Raw genomic sequence first — 25,948 nt, 5'->3', positions numbered from 1 at the left:
GCGTCGCAAAGGCGCCGATCACCGTGGCGAGCGCGATGCCTGCGAGCGCTGCGCTCATGGCGCCCTTGCCGCCAGTTCCAGCCCTCACCTCGAGGACCTGGATCGCCACCACCATGGCGAGCGGCACCGTGTGCGCCGCAAGCGCAAGCACGACAGGCAGCGTCAGCTGACCCACCCGGGAGAGCGACGCCACCGCCGCACCCTCGCCGAACTGGTGCGCAAGCACGGCAGCATATCCCATCGCAAGCGCGGTCGTCGGCGTCCGGTGAGCACCAGCCTCCCCGATCACGAGCCGCTCCAGCACCGCCGGCGCCAGGAAGCCCGCCACCGCCGCGATCAGCGCAAGCCAGCCGATCTCGCCGAGCGCCTCCGGCAGCAGATGGAGCAGCGCAATCGACGCCGCCCCGACGAGGGCGAACGTCCGTAGGGCAGACATCGCGCGCTCGCTCCGATGACGGAACAGCGCCGCCATGCCGCCCAGCATGACGGCCAGCGCGAGGAGCAAGACGCCGAACGCCAGCGACACAGGCGCCCTCCTAGCACGGATCGGTTGCGAACCGGCACTGAGCCGAATGTCGTGTGTGGCGCACTACGAATGGGGGAGGTTGTGCCGGCCCGCGCGGAGGATCAGGTCGCCCACGAGGGCGGTCCAGCCAGTCTGGTGCGAGGCGCCGAGCCCGGCGCCGGTGTCGCCGTGGAAGTACTCGAAGAAGAACAGGCGATCCTGGAAGCGAGGATCACGCTGGAAGAGCGGGTGGTCGCCGTATACCGGGCGGCGCCCCTCGCGATCGCGCTCGAAGATCGCGATCAGCCGGCGCGCGAGCTCGTGCGCGCCATCGCGGAGCGTGCGAGGACCGTGGCCGCCGAGCGGGGGGATCGTGAGCACGTCGCCGAAGCCGTGATCGAGCCGGAGCAGCGAGCGGTAGAGAAGATAGCCGAGCGGGAACCAGATCGGGCCGCGCCAGTTGGAGTTGCCGCCCTTCATGCGCGTGATCGACTCGCCCGGCTCGTAGCCGACCGTGTACTGCGCATCGCAGGGCTCCTCCAGCCCGAGCGAGACGGGCGCGGCCGCGTGCTCCTTCGAGAGCGAGCGCGGGCCGAAGGGCGAGAGGAACTTGTCCTCGTCGAACAGGTGCGCGAGCACCCGCTCGAGTCGCCCAGGCGTCACCGCAGAGAGCACCTGCCGCCCGTCCGGACGCACCGTGATCGCCTCGGCCAGCGCGGGGTTCTTGCGCAGGAACCACTCGGTGCGGCGCCGGAAGTTCGCGAGCTTGCCGTAGATCTCCGGCGTGATCACGTGCACGGCGCAGAGCGGGATGAGGCCCACGGCCGACCGGATCTTCACGTGCCGCGGCCTCCCGCCGGCGGTGAGGATGTCAAAGTAGAAGCCGTCCTCCTCGGACCAGAGCGGCAGCCGGTCGCCTTCCGCATGGTGGAGCGCGTGCGCGATCCGGAGGAAGTGCTCGAAGAACTTGCTGGCAAGATCCTCGTACGCGGAGTTCTCCAGCGCGAGCTCCAGCGCGATGCGCATGAGGTCGAGGCAGTACATCGCCATCCACGCGGTGGCGTCCGCCTGCTCAAGGCGCATCCCGGGCGCGAGCCGCTCGCTGCGATCGAAGAGGGAGATGTTGTCGAGGCCGAGGAACCCGCCCTCGAACACGTTGTGCCCCTCGGCGTCGCGCTTGTTGACCCACCAGGCGAAGTTGATGAGGAGCTTGTGGAACACCCGCTCGAGGAACACTCGATCGCCCCGGCCCCGCTGCTTCCGCTCGATCTTGTAGAGCTGGTAGGTCGCCCAGGCGTGCACCGGAGGGTTCAGATCCGAGAACTCCCACTCGTAGGCAGGCAGCTGCCCGTTCGGATGCTGGTACCACTCCTTGACCATCATCTTCAGCTGGGCCTTCGCGAGATCGATGTCGAGCGAGGCCAGCGCGAGCGCATGGAAGGCGAGATCCCAGGCCGCGAACCAGGGGTACTCCCACTTGTCCGGCATGGAGATGACGTCGGCGACGGCGACGTGCCGCCACTGGCTGTTGCGGCCCCAGCGCCGGTCGGGCGGCGGCGCCTCCACGTCGCCGCGGAGCCAGGTGTCGACGTCGAAGTGATAGAACTGCATCGTCCAGAACAACCCCGCCGCCGCCTGCCGCTGGATGGCCCGGCGATCCTCGGACAGACCAGGGCCCTGGACGGCGAGATAGTACTCGTCCGCCTCCTTGCGACGCGCCTCCAGGAGCTCGTCCGCGCCCTCGAAGGGCCTCTCCACCGGATCCGGGACAAGCCGGAGCAGGATGCGCCTGCGCTCGCCGGCCGGCACCTCGAGGCGGTGCCAGCTCGCGGCCTTGGTGCCGCGCAGCTCGGCGTTCACGCGCGCCTCATCGGCGTCGATGACCCGGTGATGGAACGCGTCCTTGACGTACGGCGTTCGCGAGGGGGTGCCGTGAAGCCGCTCGTGGTTCGTCTCGTTGTTGGTGAAGAGCAGCTCCGGACTGCCCTCGATGTAGAGGTGATGCGCGTCGTGCTCGGGGTGCGCCGCTCGCAGCATCACGTGGCCAGGGCCCGTCTTCATGGCCCGGATCTCCGGGACCGGGCCGGGAGGCTCGCTCCAGGACCACGTGTTGCGGAACCAGAGGTGCGGCAGCACGTGAATCGGCGCGGCCTCCGGGCCGCGGTTCACCACCGTGATGACCATGAGGATGTCGTTCGGGCTCCGCTTCGCGTACTCGACGATCACGTCGAAGTAACGATCGCCGTCGAAGGCGCCGAGCTCGGGGAGATCGACCTCGCTCTCCGACAGGCCGCGCCCGCGCGCGGCGGCGCCGAGCGCGTCGTAAGGGAACTGCCGCTGCGGGTACCGGTAGAGGTAGCGCAGGTAGCTGGAGGTCGGCGTCGCGTCCTCGTAGTAGTAGATCTCCTTGACGTCCTCGCCGTGGTTGCCTTCCGGCCCGGTCAGACCGAAGGCCCGCTCCTTCAAGATCGGATCCTTCTCGTTCCAGACGGCGACGGCGAGACACAAGATCTGGTGTCGATCGCAGATGCCGCCGAGCCCGTCCTCGTTCCAGCGGTAGGCGCGGCTCCGGGCGTGGTCGTGAGGGAAATGCGCCCAGGCGTCCCCGTTCGCGCTGTAGTCCTCGCGCACCGTCCCCCAGGCGCGCTCCGACAGGTACGGGCCCCAGTGCTTCCAGCGCAGGAGGCGCTCGCGCTCCTCTTCGAGGCGGCGGTGCTCGGCGGTCAGCGCAGCGCGGACGGTCCTCGTCATGGAGGCCACGCTAGGCGACTCCGACGGAGCCGTCGAGCCCGCGGCCGGCGCTACTCGGTGCGCTTGATGATGTGGAATCCGAACGGGGTCTCGACGACCTCGCTCACCTCGCCGACCCTCAAGGCAAAGGCGACGTCGGAGAAGCCCTTGACCATCATGCCGCGCTCGAACACCCCGAGGTCCCCGCTGCGCTCCTTGGCGCCAGGCTCGTCGCTGTACCCCGCGACCGCGTCCTCGAAGCTCGCCCCGCCGCGGATCTTGAGGAGCGCCTCCTGGGCGCGCGCGCGCGCCTCCTCGCGCGTACGACGGATGCCCTCGGGCTTGCTCTTCGAGCCGTCGTGCATGACGAGGAGGTGCCGCGCGCCGATCTGTTTCGGCTGACTCGCCACGAGCGCCTGCTCCCGCTCGATCGCCGCGTCCTCCTCGGCCGCCCGGATCGGGGCGGAGACCGCGAGCCCGCCGCCGACCCAGGACGGCGAGGTGGCCAGCGTCCCGCAGGCGGTCGCGCAGAGGAGCGCGAGGGGAGAGCACGCCGTGAGCGCGCGGACCAGCATGGCGCGGAGAGCAAGGCTACGCATCGGCGCGGAGACTGCCGCGGGAGGGAAGCGCCCGCAACCCTTCCCGTCCGCTCCTTTGTCCGTCAGCGGAGCACCATCACCGGGACGAAAGCCCATCCGCCGGCGGCCACGCTCACCCGGGCGCGCCTCACCTCGCCCCGGGCGCTCACGACCACGTCGTGCGTGCCCGCGCGGACGCGGGTGCGCGCGATCGCGACGCGCGCAGGGAGCGTCGACCAGCCTCGCGTGTCCGGCGTGTCGAGCGCGGTCAGCGTCGCGCTCGTGAGCAGGCCGACGAGCAGGCCCAGCGGGCCGGAGTCCTCCGCAGCAGCCTCGGTGGCGCCCTGCGCGGCCTCGCCCGCGGCGATACGGGCGACGGTCCTCGTGATGGCCGACAGGATGATCGTCCCCTCGCTCTTCTTCCAGGCCGAGCGCACCTGTGCCTCGACGTCGAGGGCCTCCTCCATCGGCTGGGAGCGCCCATCCAGCTTCAAGGCCGGAATCGAATGGCCGCCCTTGCTTCGGGCGAGCGTCGGGTAGTTGACCCACGTCACGAGCCCCTTCGCCGCGAGCTCGCTGGCCCGCGCGCGATCGGTCGGGCTGATGTCGTCGGCCACGAGCGTGAGCGCGAGCCCGATCGGCAGGCGCTGCGGCACCTTCTGCGGCACGCGCCCGAACCCGACCACGACGACGAGCTCCGCCTCGTCGGCCTCGGCGAGCGGCGGCGACGGCTCGGCGCCCTCGATCAGGGCGGCGATGCGGGGCGACCTCGGCTCGCCGCGCGTGAGCGCGCGGAGCGGGTCGCGGAGCGATGGATAGGGCCCGTGGCGGAGCGCGTCGTCGTAGTAGAGGAGCGCCTCGTCGGGCTGGCCGCTCTTCTCGAACGCGAGGCCGGCAAGGTAGCTCCCGAGGCCGACGAGCGCCGTCCCGCCCTCGTGATCGCGCAGGTACTTCTGCATCACCGCGAGGCGGCGGGCCTCGACCCTGGCCCCGCTGAGGTCGCGCTGGGCCAGGTAGTTCATCATGTTGATGGTGTTGATGAGCAGCTTCTCGTACGCAGGCGCCCTGTACGGGCCCGCGTCGTCCGAGAAGAGGTATTTCCCGAGCTCGTCGGCGGCCCCGCGGGACATGTCGAGCAGGTCGATCGACTTGTCCGCCATCCCGAGATCGCGCGCGGACAGCTTGTAGCGGTCCATGCTGAGGAGGATGTTGCCGCGGTCGAGCAGGAGGAGCGCGTTGTCGCCCTGGAGCGACGGAAGCTCGGCCGCGGTCTCGACCTCCATCTGCTCGTTTAGCGCAGCCACCGCCGCCGCGGGGGCGCCGCGGTCGAGCGCGGCGAGCGCGGTGCGCACGCGATCCTCGTGGCCGGCGCAGGCCGCCTGTCCGAGGCCGAGGAGCAGCGCGAGAGGCGCGAGACGCGCGAGACGCAGAAGAACCGCGCGCCCGCGCCCCCGGAGGCTCGCGTGCCGCCCGCGCATCACTCCTGGATGAGCGCCTTGGTGAAGGCGGCCCGGTTCTGCCAGGCCACCGCGCTCGTGGCGACCTCGATGAGCTGCATGAACATGAAGTACTGGACGCGGCGCTCGTCCTCGGTGCGCTCGTCGGAGGTGAAGACCTTGCCGGTGATGTAGTACTTCGCGCCGAGCTGGCGGTTGTACTCGGCGATGTGGTTCGGATCGAACCCGCCGCCGTGCTGCTTCTCGATCTCCGCGATCATCTGCTGCTGGCGCTCGACGCTCACCACGGTGACGAGAGTCGTCTTGACCATGTACGTCTCGACATCCGACAGGAGCGCCTGCAGCTGGCTGTCGATGTGCTCGCTCGTCTGGTTCGACAGCGGGTAGATGGCGAGCATGGGCCGCGAGCCGTCATGCGCCCACGCCTTCGCCACGGGCGAGGCCATCAGCGACGTCAGGTTCTCGTGGAGGAGCTGCTCGATGTCGCGCTTGTCGATTCCCGTGCTCATCGCCGCGTCGTCGAGCCCCTCGACCTGATTGCCGCGCACGTAGGTCGGTCCGCAGCCGAGGGACGTCGTGGCGAGCGCGAGCGCCGCGAGCAGCGCGGCCGGACGGATGATGGGCGAACTGGGCATGGACACTCCGCAGGGGCAGGACGGCCGCATCCTAGCAGGCGAGGTGTGCAACGGAGCGGCGATCAGGCGGAAATCGTGCTCCGCCGTGCGGCGCGCGGGCGCGCCGGCAGCGCGGTCACCCCGGCGCGTCTCAGCGCGAAGAGCGCGAGGAGCGCGAGGGGCGCGAGGAGCGCGCGCGGGGAGGCGGGCCCGCCAGCGTCGCCGACGATGATGGGACCCTGCGCGCACGTGAGCCAGCGCTCGTCGAGCGGCCGATGGGACGGCAACCGCTCCGTCGCGCCGGGCGCCGTGACCCACCAGGGCGCTTCGTAGTCGCCACCCTCGGCGGCGCGCGTCGCCTCGGCGACGAGCCAGTCGCGATGGGCGATCAGCCCTCCGTAGATGGGGTCGGAGCAGCCGGCCGGCCCGCGCGAGGTCACGCCGATGATCCGACCGGCGACGTCGAGCGCGGGTCCGCCCGAGTCGCCGCTGCAGATGCCGCTCTCGCCGCGCCACTCGCTCCCCGTGACGCGCTCCTGCGTTCCACACCCGTACCCCACGCACTCGACGCGGAGCCCGTCGCGGCGCCGTCGCGCGCCGCCGTCGCGCGCTTTGCCCTCCGTGTCGCCGAAGCCCACCGCGGAGTAGACCTCGCTCTCCTCGGGCGGCCGCTCGAGGCGTGGCGCGAGCGGCGTGACGTCGCTGCTACGGATCGGCGAAGACAGGACGACGAGCGCGAGGTCGCGCCCGCACACGGCGTTGCCGTCGGGCGGGCTGAGCACCGCGCGCGCGGCGAGCCACGGCGCCTCCGCAGCCCACATGGCGCGGCCGAGGGTGGCGTAGACCTGCGAGGCGTCGACCGGCTCACCGAACGTCGCCGTCTTGCACGAGATGAGCTTCGGCGTCTCCGCGATGCAGTGCTGCGCCGTGAGCACCAGGTTCGGCGCGATCAGGGCGCTCGAGCAGGTCCGCGCGACCCGCCCTCTCCGATCCGTGATGATCAGCCCGGCGACCGCGCGATCTCCCGCGTCGGGATAACCTCCTTTGATCTCCAGCGCCGCCTCGTCCGCGTCCTCCCCGTGCAGGCCTGGCTCGTCCACGTCTCCCGCGCAGCCGGCCAGCGCGGCAGCGGCGAGGAGGCATCCAGCTCGGGTACACCACGCGGTGCTGTTCCGGCACACGGCCAGCCGCCGTTGCACGGCACCTGCCAGCCTGGGCTGTGCATCGCCGCTGTCCTCGAGGAAGGAGAGGATTGCTTCCGAGGAAGCTCACGCGCGCCCGGAGCAACACCGCTGCGCTGTGGTGGGAGCTGCGGCCGGCGCGCCGATCGGGCTCTTGTGCACCCGAGCACCCGACCCCGGCGCCGCCGGGGGCGCGCCTCTTCGCGGTCGATCCCCCCAGGGAGGGGCGACGTGCGGGCGCAGCGCATCGTGATCCCGGAAAAGCGACCCCGCGCCGCCTGTTCCGAGCGTCCGTTCGCGACGTCGCTTCGCCGCAAGCGCTCGTTCTTTCCGGGCGGCGCCGGAGCGTCAGCCGACCACGATGTTCACGATCTTCCCTGCAACGTAGATGAACTTCTTCACCTGCTTGCCGGTGGAGAGCGCGGCCACGCTCTCCAGGTTGAACGCGGCGGAGCGGGCCTCCTCCTCCGATGCCGCCTTCGCCAGCATCACCCGGCCGCGGACCTTGCCGTTCACCTGCACCGGGATCTCGAGGACGTCATCGATGCAGAGCGCCTCGTCGTACGTGGGCCAGGGCTCGTAGCTGAGCGAGCGCTCGTGGCCCGTGAGCCGCCACAGCTCCTCCGCGAGGTGCGGCGCGAAGGGCGCCACGAGGAGAACCAGCCGGAGGACCGCCTCGCGCGGCGGCGACGGCAGCGAGCTCAGGTGGTTCACGAACACCATCATCGCGGAGATCGCGGTGTTGAACGCCATCGCCTCGATGTCGCCGGTCACCTTCTTGATCGTCCTGTGGAGCTGCCGGCTCGTCGCGTCGTCCATCGCGTCCGAGAGCGGCCGCGTGCACGTCGAGAACACGCGGTCCCGGAAGCGGACCACCCCCTGGATCTGCCCTGACTGCCAGGGCTTCACCGCCTCGAGCGGGCCCATGAACATCTCGTAGAGACGCAGGACGTCGGCGCCGTAGGCCCGCACGATGTCGTCGGGGTTGATCACGTTGCCCCGCGACTTCGACATCTTCTCGTTGTCCTCGCCGAGGATCATCCCCTGATGGACGAGCTTCACGAAGGGCTCGGGGTGCTTCACGCGGCCGAGGTCGTAGAGCACCTTGTGCCAGAAGCGCGCGTAGAGGAGGTGCAGCACGGCGTGCTCCGCGCCGCCGACATAGAGGTCGACGGGCATCCACGCGTCGTACGCGGCCTCCGAGAACGGCTCCGCGTCGTTCTGCGGATCGAGGAAGCGCAGGTAGTACCAGCACGAGCCCGCCCACTGCGGCATCGTGTTCGTCTCGCGCGCATACCACCTGCCGTCCTGCTGAAAGAAGCGCCAGTCCACCGCGCGCGCCAGCGGGCCCGCCGGATCGTCGCCAGGGCGGAAGTCGGCGAGCGGCGGCAGCTCGAGCGGGAGGCTTCCGTCGTCCACCGCGATCGGCTGGTCGTAGCGGATCGTGTGCGCGTCGCCCTTCCGGGGATCACCGCCCGGATCGGCGAGGTCGACGGGGAAGTAGATGGGGATCGGCTCGCCCCAGTAGCGCTGGCGCGAGAAGACCCAGTCGCGCAGCTTGTAGTTCACCTCGCGCTTGCCGCGGCCGAGCGCCTCGAGGCGGGCGATGACGGCGCGCTTGCACTCCTCCGTCTTGAGCCCGTCGAACTCGCCGCTCCGGACCGAGACGCCCGGCTCGACATAGGCAGCCTCGAGCTGGTCGTGCAGGGCGCCGTCGGGGCTCACCACCTCGACGATGGGCAGCCGGTAGGTGCGGGCAAAGGAGAAGTCGCGCTCGTCGTGCCCGGGGACCGCCATCACGGCCCCGGTGCCGTAGCCGCCGAGCACGTAGTCGGCGACCCAGATCGGCACCTCTGCGCCCGTGATCGGGTGGACGGCGACGAGGCCCGTGTCGACGCCGCTCTTCTCCTTCGCGGCCGCGGTGAGCCGCTCGCGATCGCTCTTGCCCGAAGCGGCCGCGACGTACGCGCGCACCGCCTCGCGGCGCGCCTCGGACGCGCCGCCCTCGGCGCTCGTGAGCCAGGCCGTCAGCGGGTGCTCGGGCGCGAGCACGACGTAGGTGACGCCCATCAGCGTGTCGGGGCGGGTCGTGAACACGCTCAAGGAGCCCTTGGGCCACCCCTTGACCTCGAACGTGATGAGCGCCCCCTCCGAGCGGCCGATCCAGGAGCGCTGCATCGCGAGCGTCCCTTCGGGCCAGTCGACCAGGCGGAGATCCTCCACCAGGCGGTCGGCGTAGGCGGTGATGCGCAGCATCCACTGCCGGAGCGGCGTCCGGTGGACCGGGTGTCCGCCGCGCTCGCTCTTGCCGTCGCTCACCTCCTCGTTCGCGAGGACGGTGCCGAGCGCCGGGCACCAGTTGACGCTCACCTCGTCCTGGTACGCGAGGCCCTTCTTGAAGAGCTGGAGGAAGATCCACTGCGTCCAGCGCACGTAGCGCGGATCGGTCGTGGAGAGCTCTCGCGACCAGTCGTAGCCGAAGCCCAGCATCTTGAGCTGGCGCTTGAAGGTCGCAATATTCCGCGCCGTCGTGTCGGCCGGGTGCGTGCCGGTCTCGATGGCGTGCTGCTCCGCCGGCAGGCCGAAGGCGTCCCAGCCCATCACGTGCAGCACGTCGATCCCGCGCATGCGGTAGTAGCGGGACACGATGTCGGTCGCCGTGTACCCCTCGGGGTGACCGACGTGCAGCCCCGACCCCGAGGGGTAGGGGAACATGTCGAGCACGTAGCGCTTCTCGCGCGCGGCGCCTGCGCTGCGGACGGCGCGGAAGGTCTCGCCCTCCTCCCATGCGCGCTGCCAGTGCGGCTCGACCGCGGCGTGGTCGTAGCGCGCGGGCTCGCGCGGCTCGTTGGGAGAAGGTTCGGTGGAGGTGCGGGAGCCCATCGTCTCGGCGGCCATATCGCGACGTGCCATAGCACTGTGCTGCCGCGGTCGACAGCCGCCCCGCGGCGGCAGAAGCTCGCGTCCTCCGCGGGAGCGCTGTCGCCCGTCCGCGGCGCGCGCCCCGGCCATGTCGAGAGTTCCCGGCAAGCGTGGACAGCCCCTCGGTGCGAGCTCTGCCGTCGGATGCGCCCGCGCTCGTGAAGGCTGACGGCGGCGCGCGTCGCCCCGCGCTCGGGATGGAGGCGCGCTGCGCGCCGGGGGCGTCGACGACGCTTCCGCCGCGCTGACGGCGGCGCGAGCGAGCGCTCCGCCGCCTGCGCAACTCGGTTGGGGAGGCGAGCTCGCTCTTCGACCGGCCGAGCCCCGGGGCGCGCGCCTCGCTGCTCCTTCGTCCGCAACGGGCGGCGTGAGCGCGGGGCCGCGCTGCGCATTCCCGGCGCAGCAGCGCCTCGCGGGACGGGGCGACGCGTCAGAAGGATGGCCGGACGCCGAGACTTGGGGGTAGATTGAAAGCGCTGTTCCGCTTCAGTGTGAGGCGGAGGGGCCGCGTGGGCGGTTCCTCCGGGGCGCGCGGATGACCGACAAACACGTTCGATGGGGAGCCCCCGAGAGTGAGATGACGGCGCAGCCAGGCCGACCGCTCCCCTCTGCGCATGGATCAGGGATCCCTTTCCGGCCCCTGCCCGTGCCGCCGCTGATGGCGCCCGGGGCCCTCCGCCCGCTCTCCGCGCAGTACGCGCTCAGCCCTCAGCTCCAGCCGCACAGCCCGCCCGGCTTCGGCGGTCCAGCGCCGTCAGCCGCAGGCTTCGGCGGTCCAGCTCCGTCGGCGCCCAGCTTCGCCGGGCCCGCCGCCTCCGGGGCAGCGTATCCCGGACCGGTGCCGCCCGCGTTCCCGGCATCCGCGCCCTCAGCGCCCGCATTCCCGGCGCCCGCGCCATCGCTGCCCGCGTTCTCGGGGCCGGCGCCGTCGGCGCCCGGCTTCGCTGGGCCAGCGTCGTCAACGCCGGTAACCGCGGCGCCGGCTTCCCCTCCGGCAGCGATGTCCGGGTACACCCAGCCGCCTGCGGCGAACGTCTCGGCGCGCGGAGGGACCCTTCCGCCCGGGCTCGTCTCGCAGCAGGACGTGCTGTCGGCCAGCGGCGTCTTTTCTCCGAGCGCCCTCCCGTTCGTCTCGGCGCCGCCGCCGTCGGACCCGATGCCCCTGAGCCAGATGTCGTTCCATCCGGCGCCGACCACGGAACGGATGGGCGCGAACGCGGCGCAGCCGCCCCCTCCGGCGGCGCCGCCCGGGTTCGCGAGCCCCGGGTTCGGTGCCGCCGGGCCCCCTGTCCAGGAGGCCGCGCGCACGCCGATGCCCTCGCTGCACGCCGGCGTTCCGGCGCCGGCCGGGCCGCCCTCGGCCGCTGCGCCCGCTCCGGCGATGGGCGCAGCTCCCGGTGCGGCGGTGCCCGGCGCGCCCCCCGCGGGCGGCGCGTGGGACGGCGCGGCGATGCCGACCGCCGAGAGCCCGTGGGCCACCACGTCGGCGCGGCTCGAGATGCCGGCGCTCCCGTCGAACTTCGTGCAAGAGCGCGCGGAGCCGCAGAAGCCACCTGCCGCGCCGGCCCCGCGGCGCGAGGGCGGCAGGACGCTCATCGTCGTGCTCAGCGTGCTCCTGGCGATCGCCCTGCTGGCGCTCGTCGGGATCACGCTGTGGCAGAGCATGGGCGGCGGAGGGCCCATCGCGATCGACTACACCGAGCCGCCTCCGACGACCGCCGAGACGTCGCCCGCGCCCACCCTGAGCGCGACCGCAGCCCCCAGCGCGCCCGCTGCGCCCCGGCCCGCCGCGCGGCCGCGGCCGAAGAGCGACGACATCTACGAAGAGGTCGAGAAGGAAAAGACCGGGCGCTGAGGCGGCTCGACGCGGCGCGAGGGCAGCGCGCCGCAGGCGATTCGTTGGCCCTGCGCCCCGTTCCATGCTGGTGATCGCCCGCGATGGCGACGCCGATCCCGCAGAACCTTGCCCAGTTCACCCTCGACGAGCTGGCGCGCGCGACCGGCGGGCGCGTGCTGAGGACCGGGCCGGACGTGCGGGGCATCTCGACCGACAGCCGCACGATCGCGTCCGGCGCGGCGTTCGTCGCGCTCGCTGGCGAGGCCTTCGACGGCCATCGGTTCATCGACGCCGCGGCGCAGCGCGGGGCGGTCGCGTTCGTCGTCTCCCGGGAGGTGGCCCTGCCGCCCGAAGGCGGCGTGGTGCTCGTGGAGGACGGGCTCGCGGCGCTCGGGGCGCTGGCCAGAGCGCACCGCGAGCGATGGCGCAGGGGCGCGCACCCGGACGGGCCGCGAGCGGTCGTCGCGATCGGCGGCTCCGCCGGCAAGACGACGACGACGCGGACCCTCGCGGCGCTGCTCGCCGGCGCGGGCCGAGGCGACGTGCACGCGACCGCGGGCAACCTGAACAATGCCATCGGGCTGCCGATGACGTTGCTCGGGCTCGAGGACCGCCATCGCTTCGCCGTCGTCGAGATCGGCACGAACCAGCGCGGCGAGGTCGCGGCCCTCGCGCGGATCGCGGGACCGGATCTCGCCGTGCTGACCTCCATCGGCATCGAGCACACCGAGGGGCTCGGCACGCTGGAGGACGTCGCCGCCGAGGAAGGGGATCTGCTCGCCGCCTTGCCGGCCGACGGGGTGGCCCTCGGCAACGGCGACGACGCGAAGGTGGTCGAGCAGCTCGAGCGCGCCGGCGCCGCGCGGCGGGTCTCCTACGGCTTCGGCGAGCGCGCGCAGATCCGGATCGCGGGGCGGCGGCCGGTCGGGGTGCGCGGCAGCTCGGTGCGGATCGAGCGCGGAGGCGAGGCGCTGGAGATCGTCGTCCCGCTGCTCGGCGAGGCGGGGGCGCTGGCCGCGGCGGCGGCCGTCGCCGTGGTGGAGGCGGCGCTCGGCGAGCGGCTCTCGACCGAGCGGGCGGCCCGCGCGGCCGCGGGGCTCGCGCCGCCGGGGGACGGGCGCCTGTCGGTCCGCGAGCTGCCGGACGGCACCGTGGTCATCGACGACAGCTACAACGCGAACCCCCTGTCGATGCGGTCGTCGCTCAAGACGGCCGTCGAGTTGGCCGGGGCGCTCGGGAAGCGGCTGGTCCTGCTGCTCGGCGAGATGCGTGAGCTCGGCGCGCTCGCGGCGGCGGAGCATGACGCGCTCGGCGAAGCGGTCGGGGCCGTTCGTCCGGCCGCGCTGATCGCCGTCGGCGGCGAGGCGGCGCGGATCGCGCGCGCCGCCGAGATGGCCGGCGTGCGGGCGTGGTTCGCCGGCGACGCGAGCGCCGCCGCGGCCCGGGCGCTGGAGATCGTCGAGCGCGGCGATCTGGTGCTCGTGAAGGGCTCCCGCGGGATCAGGATGGAGCGGATCGTGGAGCGGATCGTGGAGGAACTCGCCGGGCGCGGCGCCGGCGCATCGCCTTCGCCGTGAGCGCGCGCCCGTCGTCGCGCTGCGCCGCGGTCACGCGCCGAGCGCGGCCCGCGCCTCGGCGACGGACTGGCTGAGCAGGAGCTTCGCCTCCTCGTTGCTGCAGAAGGAGCGCGTGATCATGCGATCGACGTACAGCGCGCCGCGGAGGTGATCGACCTCGTGCTGGAGGATCCGGGCGGGCCACCCGGTCGCCTCCCAGCGGATCTCCTTGCCGTCCGCGTCCACGCCGCTCACCTCGACCGACAGATCTCGCTCGACCAGCGCCATGTAGCCCGGGACGCTCAGGCAGCCCTCGAAGAACGTCGCCCGCCCCGCGCCCGTCGCGCCCTGGGGCGACGGCGCGAGGACCCTCAGCGTCGGGTTGACGATCGCCTTGAGCGGGAAGGGCACGCGGCCGCGCTCGGCGCGCTGCCCCGGCGTGAGGCGGGACATCAGCTCCTCGCTGTCCTCGAGCACGATCACCTGCTGGCTGACGCCGATCTGCGGCGCCGCGAGCCCCACGCCGGGTGCCTTGCGCATGACGGCGATCATCGTCGAGATGAGGTGCTTGAGCTGCTTCGTCCCGATCTCCTCGGGCGGGACGGGCGCGGCGGGCTTTCGCAGGACGGCTCGGCCTGCGAGGACGATCGGGGGGAGATCCATGCTGCGGGGATGAATCGGCGCGCTCGGGGGCGCAAGCGCCGCCGGCGAAGGAGCGCGGCGCGCGTGGATGTCCTCGCGGCGAGGCGGGGGTGAGGGTAGAGGAGCGGCGCCGGCCCGCGCCCGGCCCCCGCCATGGCAGCGCCCCCTCCGCCTTCGCCGGCCCGCGCGGACGCCCCGCGCCGGCCGCTCCGCCTCGTCGTCGCGCTCGTCCTCGCGGCGCTGACGCTCGCCGCCTTCGCCGCCGTGACGCTGCGGCTAGAGCTCGAGCCGAACGTCGCCTCGCTCCTGCCCGAGCGCGGGGACGCCGCGGCGCTGCGCCGGTACGTGCGCGGGTTCGGCGGCGGCGATCTCGGCGTCGTGATGGTCAAGGGGGACGACCCCGACGAGAACGCCGCCGTGGCCGCCGAGATCGCGCGGGCCCTCGCGGCGCGCCCGACCGTGCAGCGCGCCGCCGACCGGATCGACGTCTCGCGCGCGCTCGATCCGTGGCTCGCCTTCCGGCACGCGGACGCGCGCGTGCGGGAGCGGCTCGCCGTCGCGCTCTCGCCCGCGGGGATGCGAGAGCGCCTCGCCGAGACGCGCGCCATGCTGCTCGCGCCGGGCGGCGGCGCCGCGGCCGAGACGATCGCGGCCGACCCGCTGCGCCTCGCGCAGCTCGTCTTCGAGTCCGCGGACATCGGATCCGGGGTGCGCACGCAGGCCGACGGCGCGTTCGCCACGGACGACGGCAAGGTGCACCTCGTCCTGGTGCAGCCGGCCGGACAGGCGCTCCGCGGCGCCGACGCGCGGGTCTTCGTCGCCGACGCGAACGCCGTCCTCGGCCCGATCCGCGCGGCGCACCCGGGGCTCACGCTCGGGCTTACCGGCGGGCACGCCATCGCCGCGGCCACCGAGGAGATGCTCACGCGCGACCTCGCCGTCTCGGGGTCGCTCTCGATGCTGCTCGCCTCCGCCGTCTTCGCGCTGCTCTTCCGCCGCATGCGCGCGCTCGCCGCGGTGATGCCGCCGCTCGTGCTCGGGACCGTCTGGACCGCGGGGCTCGCCACGGCCCTCCCGGGCGGGCTCAGCGCGATCGCGGTCGCCTTCATGTCGGTCGTCGTGGGCGTCGGCGTCGACACCGGCGTCCACGTCTATGCCGCGCTGCTCGAGGCGCGGCGCGAGGGGCTCGATCCGGAGGCGGCCGGGCGCGCCGCGAGAGCGCGGACCTTCCGCGCGGTGCTCGTCGCCGCCGTCACCGCGGCGGCGGCGTTCGGGGCCCTCGCGCTGTCGGACATCAACGCGCTCCGGCAGCTCGGCCTCCTGTGCGCCGCCGGCGAGGTGCTCACGGCGATCGCGATCGTGCTCGTGACGCCGACCGTCGGCGCCTGGCTCGAGCGGGGGCCCCCGCCGCCCGAGGCGCCGGCGCGCTGGCCCGACGGCCTCTACCGGCTCACCCGGACCCGGGGCCGCGCGCTCGCGCTCGCGGCGGTCGCGGCGCTCCCCATCGCGGCGGTCGCCCTCGGCGCCGCGCCGCCGCTCGCCGAGGCCATCGTCGCGATCCGGCCCGCCGAGCTCGAGCCGCTGAAGGTGCAGCAGGCGATCTTCGACGCGTTCGGCGGGCGGCGCGGGCAGTGGGTGGTGCTCCTCGCGGACGGCGAGCAGGAGCGCGCCCGCGCCCGGGCCGACCGGATCGCCGAGCGCCTCGCCTCGATGAAGGCCGACGTGGAGGCCGTCGACGCGCTCACCGCGCTCGCGCCCGCCGCCTCGACGCAGGCCGAGCGGTTCGCCGCGCGCGACGCGCTCGACCTGCCCGGAAGGGCCGACGAGCTCGAGCGGGCGCTCCGCGACACGGGCTTCGCGCCCGAGCGCTTCTCGGCCGTGCTGGCCGGGATGCGCGCGCCGCCGAGGCAAGAGGTGGCGCTCTCCGATCTCGAGCGGGGCCCCGCGTCCATCCTGCTCTCGCGCTATCTCGGGGCGGACGGGGGCGAGGCGCTCGTCGCGCTCTACGTGCGGCCCCGCGAGGCCGGCTCGGTCGAGCGGATCGAGCAGGCGATCCGCGAGGAAGACCCGAAGGCCATGCTCACCGGCTACACCCGGCTCGAGGCGTCGCTCCGCGAGACGCTCGCGCACGACATGCCGCGCATCGCGATCGTCGCCGGGGCGCTCGTGCTGCTGGCGCTCGCGGCCTCCCTCCGCAGCGCGCGCGACATCGCGCTGGCCGCGCTCGTCGTCGCTTCCGAGATCTGCCTCGTCCTCCTCCTGATCCGGGTGCTCGGCATCCCGCTGCACGTGTACGACGCGCTCGTCATCCCGGTGCTGCTCGGGATCACCGTGGACGAGGGCATGTTCCTGCTCCATCGCGCCCGCGACATCGAGGCGGCGGGCGGCGGCGACGCGGTGATCCGCGAGACGCTGCGCCACGAGGGGCCGGCGATCGCCGCCACCGCGCTGACCACGGCCGCGGGCTTCTCCGCGCTCGCGTTCTGCCGCTTCGACGGCCTCCGCGACCTGGGCCGGGTCGGCGCCCTCGGCAGCGCGGTCGGCCTCGTCGTGGCGCTCATCGTGGTGCCGGCGGGGCTGCGGCTCTGGCCCCGACCCCACCGACGTGCGTAACATCTCGGCGTTGTCGCCCCGGGGCCTCCTCCTCCTCGCTCTCCTCGCGCTCGCGCGTCCCGCCGCGGCGCAGCCGTCGCCTTCGTCCGCAGCGCCGCCGCGCCCCGCAGCGCCGGCGCTCGCGCCGAGCCCGCCGCGCTCGGCCGTCGCCCGCGCGGTGGACGCGCTCGCGCGCTCGCTCGACCCCGTGACCGGTCGCGTGCTCGTGGCCGCCGGGCCGCTGGTCTCCGACGCGCCGGCGCCGCGCGGCGCCCAGCTCGCGGCCACGCTCGCTGCCCACCTCGCCGGCAAGCTCGGCCCCGGCGCGCGGGCGCAGAAGGATCCGATCCCGCTGCCGCTCGCGCGCGAGGCCGCGCGCGACGACGCGGCGCTCGTTCACCTCGCCGTCGAGATCGCGGCGGGGCGGCTGCGCGTCACCGCCGACGTGTATCCGGTGCCGCGCACCGTCTGGGCGCGCATCCGCGATCCGGAGCCGGGTCCCGTCGCCCACGCCTACGCCGAGGCGCCCCTCGACGCCGAGGTCCGCAGCTTCCTCGCGCCGGTCCCGCTCGTCGCCGCCAGGGTCGACCGCGCGAAGAACTTCGAGGGCGACGTGGTCGCGCTCGCGTGCGGCGATCTCGACGCCGACGGCGCGCTCGAGATCCTCAGCGTGAGCCGGCGGCGCGTGACGACGCTCCGCCTCCGCGGCGGCCGGGTCGTGCCGCTCGCGTCGCGCTCGTGGCCGGACGTGATCGCGGTGCACCCGTCGCCGCTCCGCGAGCCGCTCGCGTTCGCCACGCTCGTCGAGCGCGAGCGGGACGGCGAGCTCCTGCCGCCTTTCGCCGACGTGGGGCTCACCGATCGCGCGCGCAGCGTCCGCTTCGACGGCAAGCTGAAGGCGCTCGCCGAGCTCCCCGGGCTCGCGGTCCCGGACGCCGGCGGCTCGGCCTGCACGAAGACGTGGGGGGCGCTCCTCACCGGCCCGCTCGGGCCGTGCGCCCCGGCCGATCCGCCGCCGGCGACGTCGGCGCTCACCGGCCGGTACGACGCGCTCGCGTCGGCGCAGCTCCTGTCGGCGCGGGGCGAGCCGTTCACGGTCTGGGCGGCGCGCGAGCGCGGCGCGGTCGAGCTCCGGGACAGCGCGGGCCGCCGTAACGTCGTGGGCAGCGCCGGGGCGCAGCTCGCGATCGGCGATCTCGATCAGGACGGAGAGCCCGAGCTGCTCGCCAGCCTCGACGTGCTGGATCCGCTCGAGGATGCCGTCGTGGTCTGGTCGTGGCAGCGCCGCGACGGCGGCCCTTCGCGCGCGGCGCCCCAGGAGCTCCTGCGCCTGCCGGCGCCGGCGGGGGTGCGCGCGCTTGCCGTCTGCCCGCCCGACGGGCCCGGGCGCGCCCCCTTCGCGGTCGCGACGGCCGACGAGATCTGGGTGGTGCGGTGAGCCGCTCGTTCCCGCGTCGCGCCTTCCTCGGCGGCGCCGGCGCGCTGCTCGGCGCGGCCGCCCTCCCGGAGCGCGCCCGCGCCATGGGGCGCACCCCGCTTGGCGGCCGCATCTCGATGCACCTCCCGTGGCCGACGGGCGCGCTCGACCCGCACGACCTGAGCGATCCGGCCGCTGCCCTGTTCGCGTCGGCGATCGCCGACAGCCTCTTCGGGCTCGACGCGTCCGGCAACCCGTACCCGACGCTCTCGTCCGCGCTGCCGTCGCGCGAGGGGGACGCCGCGGTCGTGCGCCTGCGCGAGGGGCTGCGCACCGCGCGCCTGCTCAAGCTCGACGGTCGCGACATCGTGAGCTCGGTCGAGCGCGCCCGCGCCCGCGGCGCCGGCGCGGCGCTCGCCGAGGTCCCGAGGCCCGAGCGGCACCCGAAGGATCCGCTCGCCGCCGTGTTCCCGCGCGCGGATCCCGCCCGCGTCGCCCGCGCGCTCGCGTCGCCGATGGTGGCGCTGCTGCCGCGCAGCTTCGACCCCGCGGCGCCGGACGGCACCGGCGCCTTCCTGGCCGACCTCGGCCCGCAGCGGATCCTGCTGACGCGCAACGACGTCGCCGCGCGCGGCGCTGCCTTCCTCGACGCGATCGAGGTGATCCGCTCCGAGGACCTGACGACCTCCCTGCGCGCGTTCGAGACCGAGCGCGACGACCTCGGCTGGCTCGGCGCCGGGCTGCACACGAACCGCCGCGGCGCTGTCCGCTTCGATCTCGGCGTCGCCGGGTGGATCGTGCTGACCACGGGCCCGGAGGCCGGGCCCTTCGGTCAGCCCGGCGTTGCGCAGCGGCTGGTCGACGCGCTGCCGCCCGAGCGCCTCGCGCATCTCGGCCTGGTCGGTCTCCCGAGGGCGCACGGCGATCCCGCGTGGGGCGGTCCTCCGGCGGAGCTGCTCGTGGATGACTCTGCCGCGCATCTCGTCGAGGTCGCCGAGGCCGTCGCGCCGATCCTCTCGCGGCCCGGGCACGAGGTCACGGCAGAGCCCGTCTCGCGCGCGGAGCTCGGACGCCGCCGGGCCCGCGGCAAGGCGGCGCTCGCGATCGAGCTGGTGCGCCCGCTCGGTCCGGGGCCTCTCAACGCCCTGCTCGCGCTCGCGACCGCCGCCGACCGCGGCCGAGCCCTCGATCTTGCCCGTCATCCGCCGCGGCTCGCGCCCACTGCAGCGCCGCGCTCGCTCACCGCCACGCTCCGCCTCGGCGTGATCGCCGAGGTCCGGATCGCGGGCGGCGTGCTGCCGGACATCGCGCTCGCGCGCGCCGGAAGCGGCGAGGGCTGGGATCTTGGCGCCACGTTCCGTCGTTCTGCCAGGCGCTGACGCGCTCCGACGTGGAACCCGACGCCCGCCGACGGGTGGTGCTGTCATTTGCCCAGAGAGGTTTCACATGAAGTCGGTAAGTCATGAAAATCATTATGGTTTTCTTCCAGCCTTCCCTCCTTCATGTTCAGATGGCTGCACCGCCCGCCGGCGCCCGCCGGCGCCCGCCGGGCAGCCGACGCGACCGCGCTTCAGTTGTTCAGGACGTCCGGGCGAGCGGCGCGCCGGTGCGCCGACGGGGAGGGGGGGTGCTTCGAGCGCTTGCGCCGAGGGGACATTTGGTTACTATCGGCTGGTCACGAACGTCACTGGCACTCGACACGACGCTTCTCTTCTCGGGGATCGCGGATTGATCGCGGACTGGACGACGCAACGTGTGGCGCATCGGGGGCTCCTCCCCAGCGCCGCCCTCCCTCGATCCCCCACGGCTCCATCGGGGCGGCAGGGCATGTTCGGCACCGAAGCTGACGCATCTCGCAGAGCCGTGAAGTGAATCAGTGTCATGGGTACTCGCCTCTACGTTGGTAATCTCCCCTTCTCCGCCACCAAGGCCTCCGTGCAGGCTGCGTTCGCCCAGAGCGGCGAGGTGACGGATGTGCACATCGTGACCGACCGCGAGAGTGGGCAGTCGCGAGGTTTCGGGTTCGTCACGATGGGCACGCCTGAGCAGGCCCAGCAGGCAATCGAGCAGATGAATGGCGCCATGATGGACGGCCGTCCGCTTCGCGTGAACGAGGCGGAGGAGCGGGTCCAGCGCAGCGGTGGCGGCGGCGGCGGCGGTTACGGCGGCGGCGGCGGCGGCTACGGCGGCGGCGGCAGCAGCGGCGGCGGTGGTGGTCGCGGCGGCGGCGGCGGCGGTTACGGCGGCGGCGGCGGCGGCGGTGGTCGCGGCGGCGGCGGTGGTGGTGGTCGCGGCGGCCGTGGCGGTCGCGGCGGCGGCGATCGGTACTGAGTCGAGCTAGGTCGACGTTCACGCGGCGGCGCCTCTCCCGGGAGGCGCCGCCGTTTTCGTTCGCGGGCGGGGGAGCTTGCTCCTCTGCCCCGCGAGCGTCAGAGACCGGCACGCTGAACGCCCTCTCGCTCTGGGCGCGGCGGCTGACCGCCGATGCCACCGTCCTTTCCTTTGTCGCTCAAGCCGTCACCGCGGGCGATCTCGCTTTACTATTTCGGCATCTTCGCCGTCCTCGGTGTGTACCTGCCGCTGTTCCCGAGCTGGCTGGAGGGGCGGGGGGTCCGGGGCCTCGCGATGGGGGCGATCGCGGCGACGCTGCCCGCGATGGGCCTCGTCGCGCCGCCGGTGTTCGGCTTCATCGCCGACTCGCTCGGCGTGCGGGTGTGGCTGATCCGGGCGGCCTGCGCCGGCGCCCTCGTCGCGTTCGCGCTGCTCGCGCTGTCGTCGGCGCTCGGCGTCTCGCTCGGCTTCGGCGGGCTCTTCGTCGCGGCGCTCGCGTTCGCGTTCTTCCGAGCGCCGATGTTCACGATGGCCGACGTCGTCGCGATCGAGACGTCGCTGAGCTCCGGGATCGCCTACGGCCGGCTCAGGCTCTGGGGATCGATCAGCTTCGCGCTGATGGCGATCGTCAGCGGGGCCCTCGTCGATCCGGCGCGGCCGGCGGCGTTCCCCGTCACGATCGCCGCCGCGCTGCTGGCCGCGTTCACCATCTCGTGGACCCTACCAGCGCGCGCCGAGGCGCCCCTTCTGCGGCTCGGCCACCGAGTCGGCGCGGGAGGCGATGCGGGCGCGCCGCGCTCGCCGGCCGCCGGCGGCTCCGTGCGAGAGCGCGCCCGTGCTCTCCTCCAGAGCCGCGACTTCCGCCTGTTCCTCGCGGCGTCGTTCCTGGCCCAGAGCGCGAACTCTTCCTACGACCTCTGCTACACGCTGCACCTGCGCGACGTCGGCTTCCCCGAGTCGCTCGTGGGCGTCGCGTGGGCCGTCGGCGTCGCCGGCGAGATCGCGCTCATGGCGTTCTCCGGCCCTCTGCTCAAGCGCTTCGCGCCGCCCGCGGTGCTCGCCTTCGCCTTCGCGGGCGCCGCGCTCCGCTGGGCGCTGCTCTCGAACGTGCGCTGGTGGCCCGCGCTGCTCGCGATCCAGCCGCTCCATGCGGTCTCCTTCGCCATGATGTGGGTCGCCTCGCTCGCGTACACGCGGGATCGCGCCCCGCCGCAGATCCTCGCCACGGCGCAGGGGCTCTTCTCCGCAAGCGCCGGCGCCGGGTCCGTCATCGGCATGCTCACATGGGGCGAACTCTACAAGCGCGGGGGCGGCACCCTCACGTTCGGCATCGCCTCGATCACGGCGTTGTTCGCATTCGTCCTGGCTGTGACCTTCGCGCGATCGGCGCGGCGTTCACTGTCAGGGAGCTCAATTTTTTCTGCCAGCTCCCAGGGCCAGGAGTAACGTTACGTTTTCCGCAGCACGCGTAGGCGCGCGCGGGCACTACCTGAACGAGGCGAGCATGTGCGGGATCGTCGGATACGTTGGGTCAAAGAAGGCGGCGCCGATCATCGTCGAAGGGCTGCGCAAGCTGGAGTATCGGGGCTACGACTCGGCCGGCATTGCCATTCATGACGGCAAGGGCATCGAGATCGTCCGGACGCTCGGCAAGCTGGTCAAGCTCAGCGAGGCGCTCGAGAAGCGGACCCTCGACGGCACCACGGGCATCGGCCACACGCGGTGGGCGACGCACGGCCGCCCGAGCGAGGTGAACGCCCACCCGCACTCCGCGGGCCCGGTGGCCGTCGTTCACAACGGCATCATCGAGAACCACGTGGCCATCCGGCAGCAGCTGGAGAGCCAGGGGGTCAAGTTCCTCTCCGACACGGACACCGAGATCGTCGCTCACCTCGTCCACCGCGAGCTCCAGAAGGGCGCGAAGTCGCTCCTCGAGGCCGTGCGCGGATCGCTCCGGCAGGTCCACGGCGCCTACGCGATCGCGGTCGTCTCGCGCGAGCAGCCCGACGTCATCGTCGCCGCCCGGTATGGCTCGCCGCTCGTCGTCGGCGTCGGCGAGAGCGAGATGCTGTGCGGCAGCGACATCCCCGCGCTGCTCGCGCACACCCGCGACATGATCTTCCTCGAGGACGGCGACATCGTCGAGCTGCGCGCGGACGGCGTCCGCATCGAGACCGTGGCCGGGAGCGACAAGGTCGAGCGGCGCGTGAAGCGCATCGACTGGAGCCCCGTCCAGGCGGAGCGCGGCGGCTACAAGCACTTCATGCTGAAGGAGATCCACGAGCAGCCGGACGTCGTCGAGGCGACGCTGCGCGGCAGGATCGATCTCGCCGCCGGCGACGTGCACTCGACCGAGATGGGCGTCACGCCCGAGTTCGCGAGGGAGCTGCGCCGGGTCTACATCGTCGCCTGCGGCACGAGCCACCACGCCGGCATCGCCGGCCGCTACTGGATCGAGCAGGTCGCCAGGGTCCCCACGGTGGTCGAGCTCGCGAGCGAGGTCCGCTACCGCGAGCCGATCTTCTTCCCCGACGATCTCGTGATCGCGATCAGCCAGTCGGGCGAGACCGCCGACACGATCGCGGCCCTCAAGGCGGCCAAGGCGCAGGGCGCCAAGGTGCTGGCGCTCTGCAACGTGCTCGACAGCGCGATCCCGCGCCTCTCGGACGGCGCGCTCTACACGCACGCGGGCCCCGAGATCGGCGTCGCCTCGACCAAGGCCTTCACCACGCAGCTCGCCGCGCTGCTCCTGCTCGCGGTCTACCTCGGCCGCCGCCGCGAGTCGCTCTCCGCGGAGCGCGGGCGCGAGGTCCTCCAGGCCCTCTGGGAGATCCCGAGCCACATGCGCGAGGTGCTCGGCGACGCCGACTACGTGCACGCGATCGCGAAGCGCCTCGTCCACGCGAAGGACGTCCTCTTCCTCGGGCGCGGCCTCGGCTTCCCCATCGCGCTCGAGGGCGCGCTCAAGCTCAAGGAGATCTCGTACGCCCACGCGGAGGGCTACGCGGCCGGCGAGATGAAGCACGGGCCGATCGCCCTCATCGACGAGGCTCTCCCCGTCATCGTCGTCTGCCCGCGCGACGCGCACTACGACAAGACCTTCTCCAACCTGCAGGAGGTCCGGGCGCGCGAGGGGCAGGTCATCGCCATCGCCACCAAGGGCGACGAGTCGATCCTCGAGATCGCGCAGCACCACGTCTGGATCCCCAAGGTGCTGGACGAGGTGGGGCCGCTCCTCACGGTGCTCCCGCTCCAGCTCATCGCCTATTACGTCGCCAACCTGAAGGGCAACGACGTCGACCAGCCGCGCAACCTCGCGAAGACGGTCACGGTCGAGTAGCGGCTCCCTCGCGGCGGGCTCGCTCCGGCGTCGCGGGCGGCGCTCCTGAGCGGCGCGGGCGCCTCGCGCCCCGCATGCGCGCCGGCTCGGGGCCGCGGCTATGCTGCGCGCATGCGCATCCCCGGTAGAACGGAGCGGCGGGTCGTCGCGGCGATCCTCGTGACCGCGCTCATCCCGCTCGTCGCCAGCATCGTGGTCGCCAGGACGGTGATCGCGCGGGTGTCGGCGACGGCGTTCCAGCCCGAGTTCGGCGTCCACCTGGACAGGGCGCTCGGCCTGTACGCCGAGCTGGCCGCCGCCATCAAGCAGGGCATGCGCTCCGAGGCCGAGGTGATCGCCGCGGCGGACCCGCTGCGCCGGAGCGCCTTCGCCGGAGACGCGGAGCTCCTCTCGGACGAGCTCGCGCGCATCGTCGCGGCCCACGCCACGCTGGTCTCCCTCCGCGTCGAGCGCTGCGACGGCGAGCTCGTCAGCGCGCGAGAGCGCGGCCGACCGGTGGACCCGGCGCACGAGAAGACGCTCACGGTCCGGAAGGCGATCGAGCGCGCCTCCGGCCGCCCCGGCTTGCCCGCCGAGCCCGCGCCCGAGGACGGCGAGTGCGACGGCGACGCGAGGACCCTCGTCGCGACGTTCGCCGCGCCGAGCGCCCGCTTCGACGAGCTCGAGTCCGCGCAGGCGTTCGCGCAGGCGTACCGCGCCCTCGAGCGTGAGCACCGGAAGAAGTACCTCGACGAGAGCTACGGCGATGCCTTCGCCGCGCTCCTCGGCGCGACGATCGTCCTCGCCGTCCTCGCCGGCGTGCTCGTGGCGCGCCCCGTGGCCGACCGCATCGCGCGGCTCGCCGCGGCGACCCGGCCCGTCGCCGAGGGCGATCTCTCGGTGCGCGTGGCGCTCCAGGGCAACGACGAGGTCGCCGACCTCGGCCGCGCCTTCAACCGCATGCTCGAGGAGCTCGAGGGCAGCCGCGCGAGGATCGAGTTCCTCAAGCGCATGGGCGAGTGGCAAAAGATGGCGCGGCACCTCGCGCACGAGATCAAGAACCCGCTGACGCCCATCCAGCTCGCCGTCGAGGAGTGCCACCGCCGCTATGCGGGCAGCGACCCGGCCTACCAGCGCCTGCTCCAGACCACGCTCGAGGTCGTCGAGGAGGAGGTCGGCACGCTGCGCCGGCTCGTCGGCGAGTTCTCCAATTTCGCGCGGCTCCCGCAGGCCGAGCTCGAGCCGTCGGATCTCGCGGAGTTCCTGCGGGAGCAGGGTGAGCGCTTCGCGGCGGTCGAGGAGGCGGGGCGCGAGCACGCCTCGGACGAGGCGCTGCTCGGGCGCATCGATCTCGAGTTTGACGTGCCGGACGCCCCGATGCCGGCCGCGCTCGATCGGGAGATGCTCCGGCGCGCCCTCGGCAACATCGTGCGCAACGCGGCGCAGGCGCTGCGCGACGCGCAGCGAGCGGCGCCGGGCGGAGGCGCTGCAGTGCGCCCCGGCGTCCTGTGGGGCAGGGTCCGTGTCTCGGCGCGGAGCGAGGGGCAGAGCCACCTGATCGCGATCGACGACGACGGCCCGGGCATCGATCCCGCCGTGCGCGACTCGGTCTTCGATCCCTACGTCACGACGCGGTACGACGGCACCGGGCTCGGCCTGAGCATCGTGAAGAAGATCGTCGTCGACCACGGCGGCACCATCGACGTGCTCGAGTCCCCGTTCGGGGGCGCGCGCTTCGTCATCCGGCTCCCGCGCGCAGGCACACCCGCGGCGCGCGCCGCACAGACGGTCGAGGGCGAGGGCGGACCGCGGTCGACCTCACGCGCGGCGGGCGGACCCGGGAGCCCGGCGGCGCTCGGGCGCGACGTCTTCTCCGAGGGCGATCGCGAGGTGGCCGCAGGGAGCGCCGGCCCGGCCCGACCCGCCGCTGGCGATGGCGGCGGCGCCTAGCGGGGCGGGGTCGAGCGCCCTCCGCGAGAGCCATCTGCACGAGGTTGATCATCACGGAGGAGGCGCCGAGCTATCCGCACCCAGGAGCTCGGGCCGGGCTGCTGGCGGGAGGCCCCGGCAGCGAAAGCGCGCCTCCGGACCGGCCGGTGGTCAGGAGATGCTTGACCAGCCGGCCCCGCTTTGACATGTTCGCCCGCGGAGAGGTGACCGAGAGGCCGAAGGTGCCTGATTCGAAATCAGGTGTACCCGCAAGGGTACCGCGGGTTCGAATCCCGCTCTCTCCGCTACGCTTGGCTGCTTGCCCCCGTTGAACCAGG

17 protein-coding genes and 1 tRNA gene (1 of these 18 running past the window's edge) are annotated in these 25,948 nt (G+C 73.4%); 10 read left to right on the top strand and 8 right to left on the bottom strand.

The annotated features are described in order from the left end of the window. The 7 genes from WMF36_RS38705 to leuS all read right to left on the bottom strand — a co-directional run. Positions 1–526, bottom strand: the 5' portion of a protein-coding gene (locus WMF36_RS38705) for a hypothetical protein (RefSeq protein ID WP_437575849.1). Its footprint begins 302 nt before the window's first position; 526 of the gene's 828 nt are visible here — the first part of the coding sequence; it begins with the start codon at positions 524–526; its stop codon lies beyond the left edge, outside the window. A 63-nt stretch (positions 527–589) separates the two neighbouring features. Continuing rightward, positions 590–3,256: an MGH1-like glycoside hydrolase domain-containing protein gene (locus WMF36_RS38700; RefSeq protein WP_437575848.1), complete on the bottom strand. Its 2,667-nt coding sequence runs from the start codon at positions 3,254–3,256 to the stop codon at positions 590–592. A 50-nt stretch (positions 3,257–3,306) separates the two neighbouring features. After that, positions 3,307–3,834 carry a peptidylprolyl isomerase gene (locus WMF36_RS38695; RefSeq protein ID WP_437575847.1) on the bottom strand — a complete coding sequence of 176 codons (528 nt, stop codon included), beginning with the start codon at positions 3,832–3,834 and terminating at the stop codon, positions 3,307–3,309. A gap of 62 nt (positions 3,835–3,896) precedes the next feature. Further along, a complete protein-coding gene (locus WMF36_RS38690) occupies positions 3,897–5,165 on the bottom strand; it encodes a hypothetical protein (RefSeq protein WP_437575846.1) in 1,269 nt (422 codons plus the stop codon). A gap of 125 nt (positions 5,166–5,290) precedes the next feature. Further along, positions 5,291–5,905, bottom strand: a complete 615-nt coding sequence (locus WMF36_RS38685; protein WP_437575844.1) for a penicillin-binding protein activator LpoB — start codon at positions 5,903–5,905, stop codon at positions 5,291–5,293. A gap of 62 nt (positions 5,906–5,967) precedes the next feature. Next, a complete protein-coding gene (locus WMF36_RS38680) occupies positions 5,968–7,083 on the bottom strand; it encodes a trypsin-like serine protease (protein WP_437575843.1) in 1,116 nt (371 codons plus the stop codon). A gap of 330 nt (positions 7,084–7,413) precedes the next feature. Continuing rightward, the gene (gene leuS, locus WMF36_RS38675) at positions 7,414–9,978 is read right to left on the bottom strand and encodes a leucine--tRNA ligase (RefSeq protein WP_437575842.1); all 2,565 of its coding nucleotides are present in this window, start codon (positions 9,976–9,978) and stop codon (positions 7,414–7,416) included. Positions 9,979–10,987: 1,009 nt separating this feature from the next. On the opposite strand from leuS, the gene WMF36_RS38670 reads away from it, so the two are divergent. Next, entirely contained in the window at positions 10,988–11,842 is an 855-nt protein-coding gene (locus WMF36_RS38670) for a hypothetical protein (RefSeq protein ID WP_437575841.1), read from the top strand. An 83-nt stretch (positions 11,843–11,925) separates the two neighbouring features. Continuing rightward, positions 11,926–13,401 carry a UDP-N-acetylmuramoyl-tripeptide--D-alanyl-D-alanine ligase gene (locus WMF36_RS38665; protein ID WP_437575840.1) on the top strand — a complete coding sequence of 492 codons (1,476 nt, stop codon included), beginning with the start codon at positions 11,926–11,928 and terminating at the stop codon, positions 13,399–13,401. Positions 13,402–13,431: 30 nt separating this feature from the next. Here the strand turns inward: WMF36_RS38665 and WMF36_RS38660 are convergent, their stop codons facing one another. Next, entirely contained in the window at positions 13,432–14,043 is a 612-nt protein-coding gene (locus tag WMF36_RS38660) for a peptide deformylase (RefSeq protein ID WP_437575839.1), read from the bottom strand. Positions 14,044–14,175: 132 nt separating this feature from the next. Here WMF36_RS38660 and WMF36_RS38655 point away from each other — a divergent pair, with 132 nt between their 5' ends. The 8 genes from WMF36_RS38655 (at position 14,176) to WMF36_RS38620 (ending at position 25,915) form a co-directional block, all read left to right on the top strand. Next, on the top strand, positions 14,176–16,635 hold the full coding sequence (locus WMF36_RS38655) for an MMPL family transporter (protein ID WP_437575838.1): 2,460 nt from the start codon (positions 14,176–14,178) through the stop codon (positions 16,633–16,635). Beyond that, positions 16,628–18,052, top strand: coding sequence for a hypothetical protein (locus tag WMF36_RS38650; protein ID WP_437575837.1), 1,425 nt, complete (start codon positions 16,628–16,630; stop codon positions 18,050–18,052). Before WMF36_RS38655 ends, WMF36_RS38650 begins: the two co-directional genes overlap by 8 nt. After that, positions 18,049–19,410, top strand: coding sequence for a hypothetical protein (locus WMF36_RS38645; protein WP_437575836.1), 1,362 nt, complete (start codon positions 18,049–18,051; stop codon positions 19,408–19,410). The genes WMF36_RS38650 and WMF36_RS38645 overlap by 4 nt, the downstream gene beginning before the upstream one ends. A 502-nt stretch (positions 19,411–19,912) precedes the next feature. Continuing rightward, on the top strand, positions 19,913–20,362 hold the full coding sequence (locus tag WMF36_RS38640; RefSeq protein ID WP_437575835.1) for an RNA recognition motif domain-containing protein: 450 nt from the start codon (positions 19,913–19,915) through the stop codon (positions 20,360–20,362). A 171-nt stretch (positions 20,363–20,533) separates the two neighbouring features. After that, on the top strand, positions 20,534–21,808 hold the full coding sequence (locus WMF36_RS38635) for an MFS transporter (protein WP_437575834.1): 1,275 nt from the start codon (positions 20,534–20,536) through the stop codon (positions 21,806–21,808). Positions 21,809–21,866: 58 nt separating this feature from the next. Then, a complete protein-coding gene (gene glmS, locus WMF36_RS38630; protein WP_437575833.1) occupies positions 21,867–23,702 on the top strand; it encodes a glutamine--fructose-6-phosphate transaminase (isomerizing) in 1,836 nt (611 codons plus the stop codon). Between the two features lie 111 nt (positions 23,703–23,813). Further along, positions 23,814–25,631, top strand: coding sequence for an ATP-binding protein (locus tag WMF36_RS38625; RefSeq protein ID WP_437575832.1), 1,818 nt, complete (start codon positions 23,814–23,816; stop codon positions 25,629–25,631). 197 nt (positions 25,632–25,828) lie between these two features. Then, a tRNA-Ser gene (locus WMF36_RS38620) sits at positions 25,829–25,915 on the top strand. Positions 25,916–25,948: the final 33 nt, after the last annotated feature.

The organism is Sorangium sp. So ce887 (assembly GCF_051521455.1).
In the GTDB taxonomy this organism is placed as follows: domain Bacteria; phylum Myxococcota_A; class Polyangia; order Polyangiales; family Polyangiaceae; genus Sorangium.
The sequence above is the reverse complement of the archived record's forward strand: the minus strand, read 5'-3'. Positions and strand labels throughout refer to the sequence as shown.

Excerpts from the sequence above, each read along its gene's own strand:
- leuS (WP_437575842.1), bottom strand. The coding sequence starts at position 9,978 with ATGGCACGTCGCGATATGGCCGCCGAGACGATGGGCTCCCGCACCTCC.
- WMF36_RS38655 (WP_437575838.1), top strand. The coding sequence starts at position 14,176 with ATGGCAGCGCCCCCTCCGCCTTCGCCGGCCCGCGCGGACGCCCCGCGC.
- WMF36_RS38660 (WP_437575839.1), bottom strand. The coding sequence starts at position 14,043 with ATGGATCTCCCCCCGATCGTCCTCGCAGGCCGAGCCGTCCTGCGAAAG.
- WMF36_RS38665 (WP_437575840.1), top strand. The coding sequence starts at position 11,926 with ATGGCGACGCCGATCCCGCAGAACCTTGCCCAGTTCACCCTCGACGAG.
- WMF36_RS38685 (WP_437575844.1), bottom strand. The coding sequence starts at position 5,905 with ATGCCCAGTTCGCCCATCATCCGTCCGGCCGCGCTGCTCGCGGCGCTC.
- WMF36_RS38625 (WP_437575832.1), top strand. The coding sequence starts at position 23,814 with ATGCGCATCCCCGGTAGAACGGAGCGGCGGGTCGTCGCGGCGATCCTC.
- WMF36_RS38700 (WP_437575848.1), bottom strand. The coding sequence starts at position 3,256 with ATGACGAGGACCGTCCGCGCTGCGCTGACCGCCGAGCACCGCCGCCTC.
- WMF36_RS38640 (WP_437575835.1), top strand. The coding sequence starts at position 19,913 with ATGGGTACTCGCCTCTACGTTGGTAATCTCCCCTTCTCCGCCACCAAG.
- WMF36_RS38695 (WP_437575847.1), bottom strand. The coding sequence starts at position 3,834 with ATGCGTAGCCTTGCTCTCCGCGCCATGCTGGTCCGCGCGCTCACGGCG.
- glmS (WP_437575833.1), top strand. The coding sequence starts at position 21,867 with ATGTGCGGGATCGTCGGATACGTTGGGTCAAAGAAGGCGGCGCCGATC.
- WMF36_RS38670 (WP_437575841.1), top strand. The coding sequence starts at position 10,988 with ATGTCCGGGTACACCCAGCCGCCTGCGGCGAACGTCTCGGCGCGCGGA.